Raw genomic sequence first — 15,348 nt, 5'->3', positions numbered from 1 at the left:
GCGCCGTCGCGCAGGGTTCCCAGGAGATCGCACGGCATTCAGGATGCTTTCCGCGTTTTTCTCCTGATAAGCGTGTGATCTCCTTTTCGCGCGGACCTGCCGCGTGCGTACAGATTTGGGTAGGGCGAGATAAAGAGTGATGATGTTAGGTATGACTCACCCGGCCTCTGCCGAGGCACCCTCGTCCCTGAATAATCCCGAACCCGAAGAGAACCCGACCGGCTTCACCCTCTGGGCCGTTCTGCGCCGTGACCCCGATCATCGAGCGCACCTGAGCGACCACGCCGTCTTCGAACTCGACGGTGCCGTCGCCCGCGTCGAGGCCGACGGCGTGAGGGTCCGCGGCTTCTACGACGTATCAGGGCTCAAGGCAGACGCCGACCTCATGATCTGGATCCACGGCGACACTGCCGACGGACTGCAGCGTGCGCTCCGCGTGTTGCGCCGGACGAACATCCTCCGTCCTCTGCTCCCCACCTGGAACGCCATGGGCGTCCACCGCGAGGCCGAATTCAATAAGCGCCACGTCCCCGGCTTCCTCCGCGATATCGAGCCGAAGGACTGGCTCACGGTGTACCCGTTCGTCCGCAGCTACGAGTGGTACCTGCTCCCGGACGAGGAACGCAGCGCGATGCTGGCCGACCACGGGCGCAAGGGCGCGGCGTTCCGCGGCGCGATCGCCAACACCGTCTCGGCATTCGCTCTCGGCGACTACGAGTGGATCCTCCCGATCGAATCCGACGAGCTCGTCGAGCTTGTCGACCTCATGCGTGAGCTCCGCGCGACGGATGCCCGCAGGCACGTCCGCGAGGAAGTCCCGTTCTACACCGGTCGCCGCATCGCGACCAACGAAATCCCGGAGGTCCTGCAGTGAGTGAACTCGTCCTCGGCGCGTCCGACGCCGCCGCGTCCGGTGAGGCGCACGTCACCGAACCTGTCGCGTACGACGCCATCCTGCTCGCCGGCTTCGGCGGGCCAGAGGGTCAGGACGACGTCATCCCGTTCCTGCGCAACGTCACCCGCGGCCGCGGCATCCCCGAGGAACGCCTCGAGGAGGTCGCGCACCACTACCGCCACTTCGGCGGCGTGAGCCCGATCAACGACCAGAACCGCCAGCTCAAGGCAGCACTCGAGGCTGAGCTCGCCTCGCGTGGCATCGACCTGCCCGTGCTCTGGGGCAACCGCAACTGGGACCCGTACCTGCGTGACGCCCTCGCCGAGGCGAACGACCGCGGCTTCACGAAGCTCATCGCCATCGCCACCAGCGCGTACTCGTCGTACTCCAGCTGCCGGCAGTACCGCGAGGACTTCGCGATCGCCCTCGACGAGACGAATCTGTTCGACCACATCTCGATCGACAAGGTGCGCCAGTTCTTCGACCACCCAGGATTCGTGACACCGTTCATCGACGGTGTCCGTGATGGGCTCACGCAGATCCAGCGCGACAACCCGGGTATCGATCTGTTCAGCGAGGTCGAGGTGCTCTTCTCCACCCACTCGATCCCGTCCACGGATGCCGCGAAGTCCGGCCCCGCCGAGCGCGGTTTCGGCGAAGGCGGGGCGTACGCCGCCCAGCACAACGCCGTCGCAGAGGTCGTCATCGAGTCGGTCAAGCGTGAGCTTTCCCTCGACGGCGAGCTGGCCTGGCAGCTCGTCTACCAGTCCCGCTCAGGCCCGCCGAGCATGCCGTGGCTCGAGCCCGACATCAACGACGCCATCGCCGAACTGCCCGCCCGCGGCATCCGCGCCGTCGTCATCGTGCCCCTCGGTTTCGTGAGCGACCACATGGAGGTGCTCTGGGACCTCGACAACGAGGCGACGGAGACCGCCGGTGAGCAGGGCCTCTACTCAGTGCGCGTCCCGACCCCCGGCACCCACACCGCATACGTGACCGGGCTCATCGACCTCGTGCTCGAGCGGCGCGACGGGACCCCTGTCGCCGACCGTCCGGCGATGACCGACCTCGGACCCTGGTACGACGTGTGCCGCCCGGGATGCTGCGAGAACGTTCGTCTCGGATTCAAGCCGGCTCTTGCCGGACTGAAGCCATGACCCTCCTCATCGGAACGCGGGGCAGCGCTCTCGCGATGGCCCAGACCGGCGAGATCGCCGATGCGATCACGGGTGCCACCGGTGTTCCCACCGAACTCGTGCCGGTGACGACCCACGGAGACGTGTCGCGTGAATCGCTGGCCAGTCTCGGCGGCACCGGGGTGTTCGCGTCCGCGCTGCGCGAGTTCCTCCTGCGCGGCGAGTGCGACCTCGTCGTGCACTCGATGAAGGACCTGCCGACCGTCGCGTATGCCGGGCTGCGGATCGGAGCAGTGCCCGAGCGCGCTGACGCACGTGACGTGCTGTGCGCGCGCGACGGACTCACCCTCGCCACGCTCCCTGACGGAGCGCGCGTCGGCACGGGTTCACCGCGACGGGCGGCTCAGCTCGCGTCACAGCGCCCTGACCTTCGGATCGTCGACATCCGCGGCAACGTCGGAACCCGCCTCGGATTCGTGACGGACGGCGAACTCGACGCCGTCGTCCTCGCCGCCGCAGGACTGGGCCGACTGGGCCGGCTCGACGCCGTGACAGAGTACTTCGACCTCGGAACCTGGCCGACGGCCCCCGCCCAGGGCGCCCTCGCCATCGAAGTGCGGACGGCGGCATTCGACGACCGTGAAGGAAACGTCGCCGTGCTCGACGCCATCGATGCGATCGAGCACCTCGAGACCCGTGCGACGGCGACAGCGGAGCGTGCCGTCCTCAACCGACTCGAGGCCGGTTGCGCCGCGCCGATCGGCGCCCACGCCGTGATCACGGCAGGCGGGATCCGGCTGACCGCAGCCGTCTATGCGCCCGATGGCTCTGATTCCCTGACCCTCACCGGGGAGGCCGATTTCGCGACCTCAGCCGGACACGAGATCATGGGGACGGCGGAGACCGTCGGCAGTGCCCTGGCTGACGACCTCCTGGCCCACGGAGCGGCACACCTCGCACCACTCAGGCAAAGCTGAAGGCAATCATGATGTCCACACCCGCACACCCCAAACCGCTGAAGGGCTGGCGCATCCTCGTGCCCCGCGGCGGTCCGTGGGGTGACAGCGTCGCCGCCGACCTGCGCGCCCGTGGGGCGACTCCCGTCGTCGCCCCGATGATCAATTTCGCCCCGACGGAGGACCCCGAGCGGCTCACGTCCTCACTCGCTGCCCTCGCAGACGGCAAATTCGACTGGCTCACCGTGACCAGCGCCACCACTGTCGACGTCATGTACTCGCAGGGAGTCCGGATCCCCGAGCGGACGCGGGTCGCCGCCGTCGGAGAGACGACCGCCGCCGCGCTGCAGGCCGTCGGCTACCGGGTCGACCTCGTCCCGGCCAAAGACAACTCCGCCAAGGGAATGCTCAGCGAACTCACCCGCCTCGAACCGAAACCGAAACGATTCCTGACGCTGCGGTCCGAGATCGCCAAGCCGCTCCTGACCGAAGGGCTCGTCGCTGCCGGACATGACGTCGAATCCGTCGTCGCTTATCGGACCATCGGTGAACCGGTGTCTGAGAAGATCATCACTGACGTCCGCTCCGGCAGGATCAACGGCATACTCGTCACGAGCGGCAGCGTGGCGCGGCAGGTCGTCGACCAGTTCGGTGCCCTGCCCGAATCCACGCTCGTCGCCGCCATCGGACCCCGAACGGCGAAGGATGCTGCCAGCTACGGGCTCACCGTCCACGTCGTCTCGCGGCACCAGACGGTGGCTGCGCTGCTCGACACGATGGTGGCCCTCGTCGAGTCCGGCGAGGCACCCAGGGCGGTTGAGGCAGCCAGGGACGTCTGACCTCGGTCGGCCGCAGGCCACTCGGCAGGGTTCCAGCCGCGGGCGCGTAGGCTTGGCGGGTGAACGTACCCGTGATTCGCCCCCGCAGACTCCGTCAGACCCCTGCCATGCGCCGCCTCGTTTCCGAGACGCGGGTGCACCCGGCCGAACTCATCCTTCCGATGTTCGTCAGGGAGGGCGTCAGCGAACCCGTTCCGATCACATCGATGCCCGGCGTCGCGCAGCACAGCCTCGACTCGCTCAAGCGCGCTGCGGCCGAAGCCGCGGAAGCCGGCGTCGGTGGAGTCATGCTGTTCGGGGTTCCGAGCACGCGTGACGCGATCGGTTCGCAGGCGACAGACCCGAACGGCATCCTCAACGTCGCGACGGCCGCACTTGTCGCTGAGGTCGGCGACGCTCTCGTCGTGCAGACGGATCTCTGCCTCGACGAGTTCACCGACCACGGGCACTGTGGTGTGCTCGACGATTCCGGCCGGGTCGACAACGACGCCACCCTGGAGCGTTACGTCGAGATGGCCCTGGTCCAGGCCGACGCTGGGTCCAGCATCCTGGGCCTCAGCGGAATGATGGACGGCCAGGTCGATGCCGTCCGCACCGCCCTCGACGAGGCCGGTTTTCTCGACACCGCGATCCTCGCTTACTCGGCGAAGTACGCGTCGGCGTTCTACGGTCCGTTCCGCGAGGCCGTCGACTCCCAGCTGAACGGTGACAGGCGCACCTATCAGCTCGACCCGGGCAACCGGCGTGAGGGCATGCGCGAGTCCACCCTCGACATGTCCGAGGGTGCTGACATCGTCATGGTGAAGCCGGCGGGGAGCTACCTCGACGTGCTCGCAGATGTCGCGGCCATGAGTGATATTCCAGTGTGGGCATACCAAGTCTCCGGTGAGTACGCCATGATCGAGGCCGCAGCGGCGAACGGGTGGATCGACCGCAGGAGGGCGATCGAGGAGTCGATCGTCGGCATCCGGCGTGCGGGGGCCGATGCCGTCCTGACCTACTGGGCGACCGAGCTCGCCGGGTGGCTCCGATGAACAACGAAGAGCTCTTCAGCCGCGCCAAACAGTCCATCCCCGGTGGGGTCAACTCTCCCGTCCGTGCCTTCGGCTCGGTCGGAGGAACGCCCCGCTTCCTGGTGAGGGCGGCAGGTGCGACGGTGACGGATGCCGACGGCAGGGACTATATCGACCTGGTCGGTTCGTGGGGACCTGCGATCCTCGGCCACGCCCACCCCGACGTGGTGCGCGCGGTTCAGGACGCAGCAGCCCGCGGGCTCTCCTTCGGTGCATCGACGCCTGCAGAAACGGAACTCGCCGAACTGGTGAAGGAACGCGTCTCCGCTGCCGGCGTCTCGCCGATCGAGAAGCTGCGTCTCGTCTCCACAGGCACAGAGGCGACCATGACGGCGATCAGGCTCGCCCGCGGCTTCACCGGCCGCGACCTGCTTGTGAAGTTCGCCGGCCACTACCACGGCCACTCCGATGGTCTCCTGGCGGAGGCAGGTTCGGGCCTGGCCACTCTCGCCATGCCGGGCTCTGCCGGAGTGACGGCGGCAACAGCCGCCCAGACACTTGTTCTGCCGTACAACGACCTCGACGCCCTGCGCGCCGTGTTCGCCGAACGCGGCGACCAGATCGCCGCCGTGATCACCGAGGCGGCCGCCGCGAACATGGGCGTGCTCGCCCCCGACCGCGGATTCAACGCCGCGCTCGTCGAGCTCGCCCACGACAACGGCGCACTCGTCATTCTCGACGAGGTGCTCACCGGTTTCCGCGTCAGCTCCTCCGGCTACTGGGGTCTCTCGCTCGCAGACGGCCCGGTCTACCAGCCCGACCTGTTCACCTTCGGGAAGGTCATCGGCGGAGGTATGCCGCTGGCGGCATTGGGTGGCCGATCCGACATCATGGACTATCTCGCCCCTGTCGGCCCTGTGTACCAGGCCGGAACGCTCTCGGGCAATCCGGTGGCTGTGGCCGCAGGCATCGCAACGCTCGAGCGGGCTACCCCGGCCGTCTATGCCCGCCTCGATGAGGCATCCGCTGCACTGTCCGCCGCGGTCTCCGACGCTCTCAGCCATGAGGGTGTCGCCCACGTCGTGCAGCGGGCGGGCAACCTCTTCAGCTTCGTCTTCGCCGAGGAACGCCCGCGGAACTACGCCGAGGCACAGGCGCAGGAGAGCTGGCGGTACGCACCGTTCTTCCACGCCATGCTCGACGGAGGCGTGTCGCTTCCGCCGAGTGTGTTCGAGGCGTGGTTCGTCTCCGCCGCCCACGACGAGCGGGTCATCGGCCGGATCGTCGATGCCCTGCCCGCTGCGGCCCGTGCTGCTGCGTCGGCCGTGAAACCGGCCTGACCGGTTACGGCCGTGAGGACGGCGACAAGCTGGGTGTTACCTCTTTGTGAGGTTTCACGACGGCGTTTTCCTCCGGGCACCGGCAGACTAGGGTGATGGCTCGCCTCCTGCTGCATTCCGATCGTCTCGAAGTTGTTTTGTCGACGGCCGAGAAGACGCTCGCACTTCGCCGGGAGAACATCATCGTGCCTCGCTCGTCGATCCGTTCGGCCACGCTCACCGACGATCCCTGGATCTGGGTCCGTGGCATCCGCGCGCCGGGAACAGCCATCCCACTGACCCTCGCCGTCGGACAGTGGAAGTTCCACGGAGGCAAGGACTTCCTCGTTCTCAAGGGCACGAAGCCCTCAGTGGTGATTGATATAGCCGACGAGGAATTCGCCAGGGTCATCATCACCACGAAGCATGGGATGGAGCTGGTCTCCAAACTGCAGGACGATGTGAAGCCGGTGAAGAAGTCGCCGCGCGTGCGCAAGACCACACCGCAGGTGACGCCCAAGCCCAAGCGCGTGGTGAAGCCCAGGACGGATGCCGAGGCCCAGACGGATGCCGCAGCGCCAGTCACCGCAGACGGCGACGCCGTCGTGAGCACAGCCACGGCGACGGCGGCCGCGAAGGCCCGCGCACCACGGAAAAGCAAGCCATCTGCATCTTCCGAGCAGCCTCCCGCACCGGTCGACACCCAGCCAGACACGATCTGACGACGCCGGCTCGACACAGTCGGTCGCACGGCCGGGGCTGCACGCGCGGGTCTTTCGGCGTCGCGCGGGTGTTTTTCCACCCGCGTGAGGCCGATCCGCCCGCGCCACGAGGCGGGTCCGGCCGTCAGGCGTTGACGTCGACGACGGTACGGCCGCGAACGCCGCCCTCCAGGATGCGCGTGGCGGCATCCTTCGCTGCGTCGAGGGGAACGACCTCGGTCATCCGGTCGAGGAGGCTCAGGTCGAGATCGCTCTCGAGCCTGGACCACGCCTCCTGCCGGAGGGCGAGCGGGGCGTCGACGGAGTTGATCCCGACGAGGCTGACGCCGCGGAGGATGAACGGCAGCACCGTAGCGGGCAGGTCGGCTCCCTGGGCGAGTCCGCATGCCGTGGCCACACCGCCGTACCTGAGTTGCGCGATGGCGTTGACGAGCGTCGTGCTGCCGACCGCGTCGACGACGGCCGCGTAACGCTGGGATTGCATCGGCTTGCCCGGCTCGGACAACGTGGATCGGTCGAGAAGTTCGGTGGCGCCGAGCGAGCGCAGGTAGTCGCCCTGGCTCTCGACCCGGCCGGTAGACGCGACGACCTCGTGTCCGAGTGCGGAGAGGAGAGCCACGGCGACCGACCCGACACCGCCGGCGGCACCCGTGACGAGAACCGGGCCGTCACCCGGTTCGACTCCGTGGCGCTCGACGGCGAGCACCGAGAGCATGGCGGTAAACCCCGCAGTCCCGATGGCGGCCGCGCGCAGGGGACCGACGGCATCCGGAACACGGACGAGATTCGCGCCGTCGACACGTGCCCGTTGCGCCAGGCCTCCGTGGTGGCTCTCACCCAGGCCGTCGCCGTTGAGCAGGACCCGGTCGCCGGGGGACCAGTCGCCGGAATCCGACGATTCCACCGTGCCGACCAGGTCGATGCCGGGGATGAGCGGCCACGTGCGCACCACGCCCGGCCGGCCGCTGAGGGCAAGGCCGTCCTTGAAGTTGATGCTCGAGTACGCGACCGTGATGGTTGTGTCTCCGGCCATGAGGTCGTTGTCGGTGAGGTCGCGGAGGGAGGCATCCTCTTTCTCCACCCACCAGGCTTTGAACGTCGTCGTCATACGGCCAGCCTAGGCCGGGGGAGAATGGGTGGATGCCGCGCTCGGGAACCCTCAACCGGCCGCTGGCGCTGCTCGTCGCAGGCACGTTCTTCATGGAGACGCTCGACGGCACGATCATCCAGACGGCCGCTCCGGCGATCGCCGCCGACTTCGGCGTGCGCGCGGTAGACATCAACGTGGCGATGACGGCCTATCTGCTGACCCTGGCGATCGGTGTGCCTGTCAGCGGCTGGCTCGCCGACCGGTTCGGCACGAAACGGATCTTCTGCATCGCCATCGTGATCTTCACCGTGGCGTCTGCCCTCTGCGCGGTCAGCACCACCCTGCCGATGCTGTGCGCGATGCGCGTGCTGCAGGGCATCGGCGGTGCGATGATGGTGCCCGTCGGCCGACTTGCGGTGCTGCGGTCGATCGACAAGCGCGACCTGCTGGATGCCATGGCCTACCTGACCTGGCCGGCGCTTCTCGCACCGGTGCTCGCGCCGGTGATCGGCGGCGTCCTCGCCGACACCGTCGGCTGGCAGTGGATCTTCCTCATCAACATCCCGATCGGCGTCATCGCCTTCCTGGCGGCGCTGAAGTACGTGCCCGCCATCGACGAACGCTCGACGGACCGGCTCGACTGGTGGGGGTTTCTGCTCGTGGGGGTGGCTCTCGCTGCGCTCGTCCTCGGCATGGAGCAGGTGGGAGGCGGCCCGACCGACTGGCTGCTGGTCGGCATCCTGCTCGTCGTCGTCGCCGGTGTCGGGGTGCTAGCCGTCCGGCGGATGCTGCGCGCGCGGCATCCTCTTCTCGACCTCTCTGCGTTGCGACTGCACACGTTCCGCGTCGGAAACGTCGGAGGCGGCGCGTACCGTCTCCTCATCGGTGCCGCTCCGTTCCTGTTCGTCCTGCTCTTCCAGTCGGGATTCGGCTGGAGCGCGTCGCAGGCCGGGCTCCTGGTCATGGCGGTCTTCCTCGGCAACATCCTGATCAAACCGGTAACGAGTCCGCTGATCCGACGGTTCGGATTCCGCCGGGTGATCGTGGGCGCAAACCTCTGCGGCGCACTCGTCTACGTCGGTTGTGTGTTTCTCACGGCGGACACCCCGATCCTGGTCACGGCGCTCCTGCTCTTCGCCAGCGGCGTGTTCCGGTCGATCGGGTTCAGCGGGTACAACTCGATCCAGTTCGCGGATGTGCCCCCCGAGCTCACCTCACGGGCGAACACGCTCGCGTCGACCATGCAGCAGGTCGCGATCGGGCTCGGCATCGCGGCAGCCGCCCTCATCGTGAGGGTCACCACGCTGGCCGCGTCTGCTGTCGACCCGGGGCAGCCGGACCTCGGCTACGGCTGGGCGTTCGCGGTGGTCGCGGTGCTGTTGCTGTTCCCGGCGATCGAGGCGGCGCGGATGCCGTCGCACGCGGGTGCAGAGGTCGCTGCCCGGCGCTAGTTCGGCTACGGCCAGAGTGCGATACCGGGCGCGGATATGGTTGCCACATGAAACGCATCGACTACTACGGCCGCTCATTCACCGTCTCGGATCGTTATGCAGAGGCGTTGGTCGGCTACCTGAACCACCTCGTCGAAACGGGCCAGCCACAGGGACAGTTCTTCACCATGCGCTGCTACACGGCCGACCCGACCGTGGTCATCGAGGTCACCGCCCAGTTCGTGGCCGGCGTTCCGCTTCTCGTCTACCCGGCGGATGCCGCCTTCGACGGCGTTGAGGAGATCGTCGACGAACCGGGCGCGATCACGCAGTTGACCGCCTTCGCTGCGGCGTAGCCGCCCGGCCTGCATTCCGCCGCACGTTTTGCAGGAGATCGCACGGTTGTCAGGCGAAAAGTGGGGAAAGCATCCTGATAATCGTGCGATCTCCTGACAATCGCGCGGTGCGCCGCCCGCCCCGCCGTCCCGTCACGTTCCGCCGACAGCGCAAGGCCTTGCCCGCACGGAGCCCACGCGCCTAGCGTCGGGGAAAACGAAGGAGACACCAGATGAGTGACATCGAGAACGGTTCGCCCAAGAACGCCCTGCCAGACGGCCTCTCGGCCACGCCCGAGGTCGTCGACGCCCAGTTCGTCGAACAGGGCTACAGCGAAGACATCGTCTCATCGCCCGAGATGCGCGGCCAGGAGTACGGCGGAGACAACGAACTGCTCAAGGAGCACTACAACGCCGACGATGCCGACCCCGAGGCTGCGGACGAGATCCTCAACGACCAGATCGACGGCCGCACCGACGGTTAGGCCGTGACGGCCGCGTGCGTCTCGCAGAGGGGCGCCGCGGCCGCGTGCTCCGTGCACAGGACGAGCTGGGTGCGGCAGGAGGCATCCGCACAATTCTGCATGTGCTTGCTGGGCGTCCCGCAGACCGCGCAGGTGCCGACGACGGCCGCGTGGTCGGAGAAGTCCATCGACATGCGGTTGTCGAAGACGTAGAGCGAGCCCTCCCAGAGGCCGTCATCGCCGAAGGTCTCGCCGTAGCGGACGACTCCGCCGTCGAGCTGGTAGACCTCGCCGAAACCGCGGCTCTTCATCAGCCCTGAGAGCACCTCGCAGCGGATGCCGCCGGTGCAGTAGGTGACGACGGGCTTGTCCTTGAGGTGGTCGTACTTGCCGCTGTCCAGCTCGGCGACGAATTCCCGCGTGTTCGACACGTCGGGGACGACCGCGTTGCGGAAGTGCCCGATCTCCGCTTCGAACGCGTTCCTGCCGTCGAAGAAGACGACATCGTCGCCCCGGTCTGCCACGAGCTCGTGGAGTTCGGCCGGCTGCAGTTTGGTTCCCCCACCGACGACGCCGTCGGCATCCACCTGAAGTTCCCCCGGCGCCCCGAACGACACGATCTCGTCGCGCACCTTGACCACGAGCCGGGGGAAGTCGAGGCTCGCCCCGTTCGCGTCTAGCCCGGTTCCCTCCGACCACTTGACGTCGAGGTTCTTGAACGCCGGGTACTCGCGGGTCTTGCGGAGGTACTTCTTCACCGCGCCGAGTTCGCCACCGATGGTGCCGTTGAGACCGTCCTTCGACAGCAGGATCCGGCCGCGCAGGTTGAGGGACTCGGCGAGGTCTCGCTGCCAGAGCCTCACGGCATCCGGGTCGGCGAGTGGCGTGAAGACGTAGTAGAGAAGGATCTTCGAGATGGCCACGGTTCGATTTTAGCCGTTGCTCGCTGGATGCAGGCCGGGCGCGGATCAGGCCGATTCGAGGAAGTCCTTCAGCACCAGCGCGTGGTTGGCCTCCCGGTCCTTCGATCCGTACAGCAGGGTCACGGTGGGATGCGTTGCGATCAGCTCACGAACCTCGGCGGTGGCGGGGTTCTGCGCGAGCTCGGCACGGTAGTGGTCTGCGAACTCGACGAACCGGTCCTGGTGGTGGTGCCATTCTGTGCGCAGTTCGGGACTCGGCGCTACGTCCTTGAGCCACAGGTCGACCGCGGCGCGCTCCTTCGTGACACCGCGCGGCCACAACCTGTCGACGAGCACCCGGAATCCGTCTGTGTCGTCAGGGTCGTCGTAGACGCGTTTCAGCCGGAGTGCCATGGGCTCATCCTGTCAGGGCGTAGTCGATGGTGAGCAGGCCCGAGTCGTACGTCTTGCTTCGTACGAGCCGCATGGCACCGGTCGAGAAGCCGTCAGGGAACGCCCGGCGCCCCTCACCGATCGCGATCGGGCAGATCCGCCACTGGAGTTCATCGACACCCCCGGCCTCGAACAGCTGACCGGTGATCGACAGGCTGCCCCAGACGACGACGTCTCCTGGTGTCTCGTCCGCGAGCCGGCGCAGGGTCGCCGCCGCATCGCCCGCCACGATCCTCGCATCCGGATGCTCACCCCACGGCGCCCGATCGAGCGAGCGGGAGAACACGACCTTGTCGAGAGAGTTGAGCTTGTCGGCGATGATTTCGCCCCTGGACTGGTCCGTGGGCCAGAACCCCGCAAACATCCGGTAGGTCACGCTGCCGAGGACCATGAGTGAGACGGAGTCGAGCTGATCGAGCTGGTCCCTGTCAGAGTCGGTCCAGTCAGGGACGGCTTCGAAGAAGCTGACGTCGCCGTCCTTGTCCGCCGCGAAACCGTCGAGGGTCACGAGCTGCTGAACGATGATCCTGCCCATCCGGATGCTCCTTCGCATTCTGTCGTCCGGACCACCGTCTCACCGGATGCGTCGTCGGTCAAAGGGGGGATCGGGCGCTGGCCCGCCACGCGGCATCCGTCGTACGCTCGGAGGGAACCGACCGATCGGAGCACCATGTCACCCGCCGTCATCGTCGACGCCATCCGGACCCCTTCCGGGCGCGGCAAACCGGGCGGGTCGCTGAGCGGCATCCACCCCGTCGACCTGCTCGCGCAGACCCTGCAGCACCTCGTCGCCCGGACGGGGATCGACCCGGTCCTCATCGACGACGTCATCGCCGGCTGCGTCACCCAGGCGGGCCGGCAGTCCTCCAACATCGCCCGCAACGCGGTCCTGGCCGCAGGGTTCCCCGAGAGCGTGCCAGGCACGACCATCGACAGGCAGTGCGGATCGAGCCAGCAGGCCGCGCAGTTCGCCGCGCAATCGATCCTCGCAGGGACGAGCGACATCGTCATCGCCTGCGGCGTCGAGCAGATGTCGAGGCAGCCGATCGGCTACGCGAGGCTCGGCGAGGATGCGGCAGGCCCGATGGTGAGGGAAAGGTACCCGGATGGCCTCGTCCACCAGGGCATCTCGGCGGAACTCATCGCCGCCAGGTGGAGCATCGACCGGGCCGAGCTCGACGCATTCGCCGCCCAGTCCCATGCACGCGCGACGTCGGCGATCGACCGCGGCCTGTTCGGGCAGGAGATCGTGCCGGTCACCGTGACGGATGCCGACGGCAGGCTGTCCCTCGTCACCGTCGACGAGACCGTGAGGAGGGGCACGACCGCAGACGCGCTCGCCACCCTGCCTCCGGCGTTCCGCACCGATGAGTACGCGGAGAGGTTCCCCGAGATCCGGTGGGACATCACGGCGGGCAACTCATCGCCGCTCACCGACGGCGCCTCGGCCGCCCTGATCATGAGCGAGGAGAAGGCCGAAGAGCTCGGCCTGACCCCGCTGGCACGCTTCGTCGGATTCGCCCAGGTCGGCAGCGACCCGATCGAGATGCTCACCGGCGTCATCCCGGCCACCCGGCGGATCCTCGAGCGCACCGGCATCCCGACCGACGAGATCGACGTCTTCGAGGTGAATGAGGCTTTCGCCTCCGTTCCGCTCGCGTGGCAGCGCGAGTTCGACGTCGACGCCGCCCGGCTCAACCCGTGGGGAGGGGCGATCGCGCTCGGCCATCCGCTCGGTGCGTCCGGTACCCGCATCCTGGCGACGCTCGTGAACTCGCTCCAGACCGGCGGCGGCAGGTTCGGTCTCCAGACGATGTGCGAGGGCGGCGGCATGGCCAACGCGACCCTCATCGAGCGGATCTGACCCGGCTTGCCGGCGCCCGACAGGAGAAATCCGTTCAGACGCACACTCAACAGGACGAACCCGCTGATTTCCGGCCCCGGTTCCTGTCGAGCGTCCCACACCGCGTTGTAGACACGGCACAAGGGCGCCGCGGAGAGGTGGGGTCGCGACCGTCGCCGACGACAACCGGGGTGGAGCGCCACCGCGCCGCCCCCTAGGCTCGCAGCACACCGCTCAGAATCGAGAGGATCCAGCAATGAAGCTTGACGGAGCATCCGCCCTCATCACCGGGGGAGCATCGGGTCTCGGAAACGCCACCGCCACCCGGCTGGCCGCAGCAGGCGTCTCCGTGGTGATCGTCGACCTGCCGTCATCTGCCGGGGAGAATGCCGCGGCGAAGCTGGGCGCGAACGCCCGGTTCGTGGCCGCAGACGTCGCGAACGAGAGCGATGTGCAGGCCGCGGTCGACGCCGCCCGCTCGCTGGCGCCGCTCAGGATCGTGGTGAACTGCGCCGGTGTCGCCACCCCGGGCAAGGTCCTCGGGCGGGACGGCATCCTCGCCCTGGCCGACTTCAGCCGCGTTCTCCAGGTCAACCTGATCGGTACGTTCAACGTCGTTCGGCTCGCAGCGGCCGCCATGTCCGAGTCGGAACCTGATGCCGAAGGAGAACGTGGTGTCATCGTCAACACGGCATCAGTCGCCGCATTCGACGGGCAGATCGGCCAGCCCGCCTACGCAGCATCGAAGGGCGGTGTGCACGCCATGACGCTGCCGCTCGCCCGCGAATTCGCGCGGTACGGCATCCGGGTCAACACCATCGCCCCTGGCATCATGGAGACGCCGATGCTCAAGGGCCTGCCACAGGCGGCCCAGGACTCGCTCGGCCAGCAGGTGCCGTTCCCGTCCCGCCTCGGCCGGCCCGACGAATACGCGTCACTCGTGCAGCACATCGTCGAGAACCCGTACCTCAACGGTGAGACCATCCGGCTCGACGGGGCCATCCGGATGGCCCCGAAGTAGCACGCGAACCTGCGCCGGCCCGACACGCCCGCGACCCCCACGACAGACCCGAACCGAAAGGCCGCTCATGAGCGACAGCATCCTCCTGTCCGTCGACGACGGACTCGCCCACATCACCCTCAACCGGCCGCAGCGGCTCAACGCCATCAACGCTGAAGCTGCGCAGGCCTGGCGGGACATCGCCGCGGAGGTGGCAGACAGGCCCGATGTCGGCGCCGTCCTGTTCGATGCGGTCGGACCGGCGTTCTGCGCCGGAGGCGACGTCGCCGAGATGTCGGCCATGAACGGAGGGGAAGGCTCGATCGGCGGATTCGCCGACATCATCCACGAAGGTCACCGCACACTCGCCGCCATGCCCAAGCCGATCGTGGCAGCCGTGAACGGCGCGGTCGCCGGCGGTGGGCTCGGCTTCATGCTCGTCGCCGACTACATCGTCGCCTCCGAATCGGCGAAGTTCGTCTCCAAATACGCCGACATCGGGCTCACTCCCGACTGCGGCGTCTCCACGCTCCTGCCAGAGGCGGTCGGCATGCGCAGGGCCCTGCAGCTGACCCTGACCAGCCGGTCGCTCACCGCCGCCGAAGCGCTGGACTGGGGGCTCGTCACCGAGGTCGTCGCCGACGGTGAGACGGATGCCCGCGCCCGCGAGATCGCCGCGGGCTGGCTCTCGGGTGCGACCGCAGCCTTCGGTCAGGCGAAGCGCCTGCTCCGAGGCGGGGTCGGTCGCGACTACGCCTCCGCCCTCGACGACGAGGCACGCACCATCGGCGCCGCGTTCGAAACGCCGGATGCCCAGGCGCGCATCGGCGCGTTCCTCGCCCGCTCCGCCCGCCGCTGACAGCCCCGACTTCCGGTCGGGAGCACCTCACGCATGTGGTGCTCCCGGCCGGAACCGCTGCCATCGACCCCGGCATCCGCCCCCGCTCCCCA

Annotated in this window: 17 protein-coding genes; 13 read left to right on the top strand and 4 right to left on the bottom strand. The window is 68.0% G+C overall.

Going from position 1 to position 15,348, the window contains the following annotated elements; all coding sequences use genetic code 11:
* Positions 1-151 precede the first annotated feature (151 nt).
* From hemQ to AC1M0F_RS11440, 7 genes are all read left to right on the top strand, one after another.
* Positions 152-874 carry a hydrogen peroxide-dependent heme synthase gene (gene hemQ / locus AC1M0F_RS11470; protein ID WP_480238353.1) on the top strand — a complete coding sequence of 241 codons (723 nt, stop codon included), beginning with the start codon at positions 152-154 and terminating at the stop codon, positions 872-874.
* A complete protein-coding gene (locus AC1M0F_RS11465; RefSeq protein ID WP_480238352.1) occupies positions 871-2,052 on the top strand; it encodes a ferrochelatase in 1,182 nt (393 codons plus the stop codon). Before hemQ ends, AC1M0F_RS11465 begins: the two co-directional genes overlap by 4 nt.
* On the top strand, positions 2,049-3,008 hold the full coding sequence (gene hemC, locus AC1M0F_RS11460; RefSeq protein WP_480238351.1) for a hydroxymethylbilane synthase: 960 nt from the start codon (positions 2,049-2,051) through the stop codon (positions 3,006-3,008). The genes AC1M0F_RS11465 and hemC overlap by 4 nt, the downstream gene beginning before the upstream one ends.
* An 8-nt stretch (positions 3,009-3,016) precedes the next feature.
* Positions 3,017-3,826 (top strand): uroporphyrinogen-III synthase, encoded by an 810-nt coding sequence (locus AC1M0F_RS11455; RefSeq protein WP_480238350.1) that lies wholly within the window; start codon positions 3,017-3,019, stop codon positions 3,824-3,826.
* Between the two features lie 107 nt (positions 3,827-3,933).
* A complete protein-coding gene (gene hemB, locus AC1M0F_RS11450) occupies positions 3,934-4,860 on the top strand; it encodes a porphobilinogen synthase (protein ID WP_480238458.1) in 927 nt (308 codons plus the stop codon).
* On the top strand, positions 4,857-6,179 hold the full coding sequence (hemL, locus tag AC1M0F_RS11445) for a glutamate-1-semialdehyde 2,1-aminomutase (RefSeq protein ID WP_480238349.1): 1,323 nt from the start codon (positions 4,857-4,859) through the stop codon (positions 6,177-6,179). Before hemB ends, hemL begins: the two co-directional genes overlap by 4 nt.
* A gap of 95 nt (positions 6,180-6,274) precedes the next feature.
* The gene (locus AC1M0F_RS11440) at positions 6,275-6,880 is read left to right on the top strand and encodes a hypothetical protein (protein WP_480238348.1); all 606 of its coding nucleotides are present in this window, start codon (positions 6,275-6,277) and stop codon (positions 6,878-6,880) included.
* Positions 6,881-7,004: 124 nt separating this feature from the next.
* On the opposite strand, the gene AC1M0F_RS11435 is transcribed toward AC1M0F_RS11440, so the two are convergent.
* Positions 7,005-7,988: an MDR family oxidoreductase gene (locus AC1M0F_RS11435; protein WP_480238347.1), complete on the bottom strand. Its 984-nt coding sequence runs from the start codon at positions 7,986-7,988 to the stop codon at positions 7,005-7,007.
* A gap of 32 nt (positions 7,989-8,020) precedes the next feature.
* On the opposite strand from AC1M0F_RS11435, the gene AC1M0F_RS11430 reads away from it, so the two are divergent.
* The 3 genes from AC1M0F_RS11430 to AC1M0F_RS11420 all read left to right on the top strand — a co-directional run bounded on the left by AC1M0F_RS11430 (position 8,021) and on the right by AC1M0F_RS11420 (position 10,220).
* On the top strand, positions 8,021-9,421 hold the full coding sequence (locus AC1M0F_RS11430; RefSeq protein ID WP_480238346.1) for an MFS transporter: 1,401 nt from the start codon (positions 8,021-8,023) through the stop codon (positions 9,419-9,421).
* Between the two features lie 47 nt (positions 9,422-9,468).
* Complete coding sequence (locus tag AC1M0F_RS11425; protein ID WP_480238345.1) at positions 9,469-9,756, top strand: hypothetical protein; 288 nt, start codon at positions 9,469-9,471, stop codon at positions 9,754-9,756.
* Positions 9,757-9,968: 212 nt separating this feature from the next.
* Entirely contained in the window at positions 9,969-10,220 is a 252-nt protein-coding gene (locus AC1M0F_RS11420) for a hypothetical protein (RefSeq protein ID WP_480238344.1), read from the top strand.
* Here AC1M0F_RS11420 and trhO read toward each other — a convergent pair.
* Genes trhO through AC1M0F_RS11405 form a run of 3 tightly spaced genes read right to left on the bottom strand, consistent with a single transcriptional unit; the run spans position 10,217 to position 12,089 of the window.
* Positions 10,217-11,122 carry an oxygen-dependent tRNA uridine(34) hydroxylase TrhO gene (gene trhO, locus AC1M0F_RS11415; protein ID WP_480238343.1) on the bottom strand — a complete coding sequence of 302 codons (906 nt, stop codon included), beginning with the start codon at positions 11,120-11,122 and terminating at the stop codon, positions 10,217-10,219. The two genes, AC1M0F_RS11420 and trhO, sit on opposite strands and share 4 nt — an antisense overlap.
* A gap of 45 nt (positions 11,123-11,167) precedes the next feature.
* Positions 11,168-11,515 (bottom strand): DUF488 domain-containing protein, encoded by a 348-nt coding sequence (locus AC1M0F_RS11410; RefSeq protein ID WP_480238342.1) that lies wholly within the window; start codon positions 11,513-11,515, stop codon positions 11,168-11,170.
* Positions 11,516-11,519: 4 nt separating this feature from the next.
* Positions 11,520-12,089 carry a dihydrofolate reductase family protein gene (locus AC1M0F_RS11405; RefSeq protein ID WP_480238341.1) on the bottom strand — a complete coding sequence of 190 codons (570 nt, stop codon included), beginning with the start codon at positions 12,087-12,089 and terminating at the stop codon, positions 11,520-11,522.
* Positions 12,090-12,224: 135 nt separating this feature from the next.
* Here AC1M0F_RS11405 and AC1M0F_RS11400 point away from each other — a divergent pair, with 135 nt between their 5' ends.
* The 3 genes from AC1M0F_RS11400 (at position 12,225) to AC1M0F_RS11390 (ending at position 15,256) form a co-directional block, all read left to right on the top strand.
* Positions 12,225-13,418 (top strand): thiolase family protein, encoded by a 1,194-nt coding sequence (locus AC1M0F_RS11400; RefSeq protein WP_480238340.1) that lies wholly within the window; start codon positions 12,225-12,227, stop codon positions 13,416-13,418.
* A 235-nt stretch (positions 13,419-13,653) separates the two neighbouring features.
* Complete coding sequence (locus AC1M0F_RS11395; RefSeq protein WP_480238339.1) at positions 13,654-14,418, top strand: 3-hydroxyacyl-CoA dehydrogenase; 765 nt, start codon at positions 13,654-13,656, stop codon at positions 14,416-14,418.
* Between the two features lie 67 nt (positions 14,419-14,485).
* Positions 14,486-15,256 carry an enoyl-CoA hydratase/isomerase family protein gene (locus AC1M0F_RS11390; protein WP_480238338.1) on the top strand — a complete coding sequence of 257 codons (771 nt, stop codon included), beginning with the start codon at positions 14,486-14,488 and terminating at the stop codon, positions 15,254-15,256.
* Positions 15,257-15,348 lie beyond the last annotated feature (92 nt).

This window comes from Mycetocola sp. Y719, from assembly GCF_056713205.1.
Note: the sequence above shows the minus strand (reverse complement) of the source record. Positions and strands in the feature narration are given on the sequence as shown.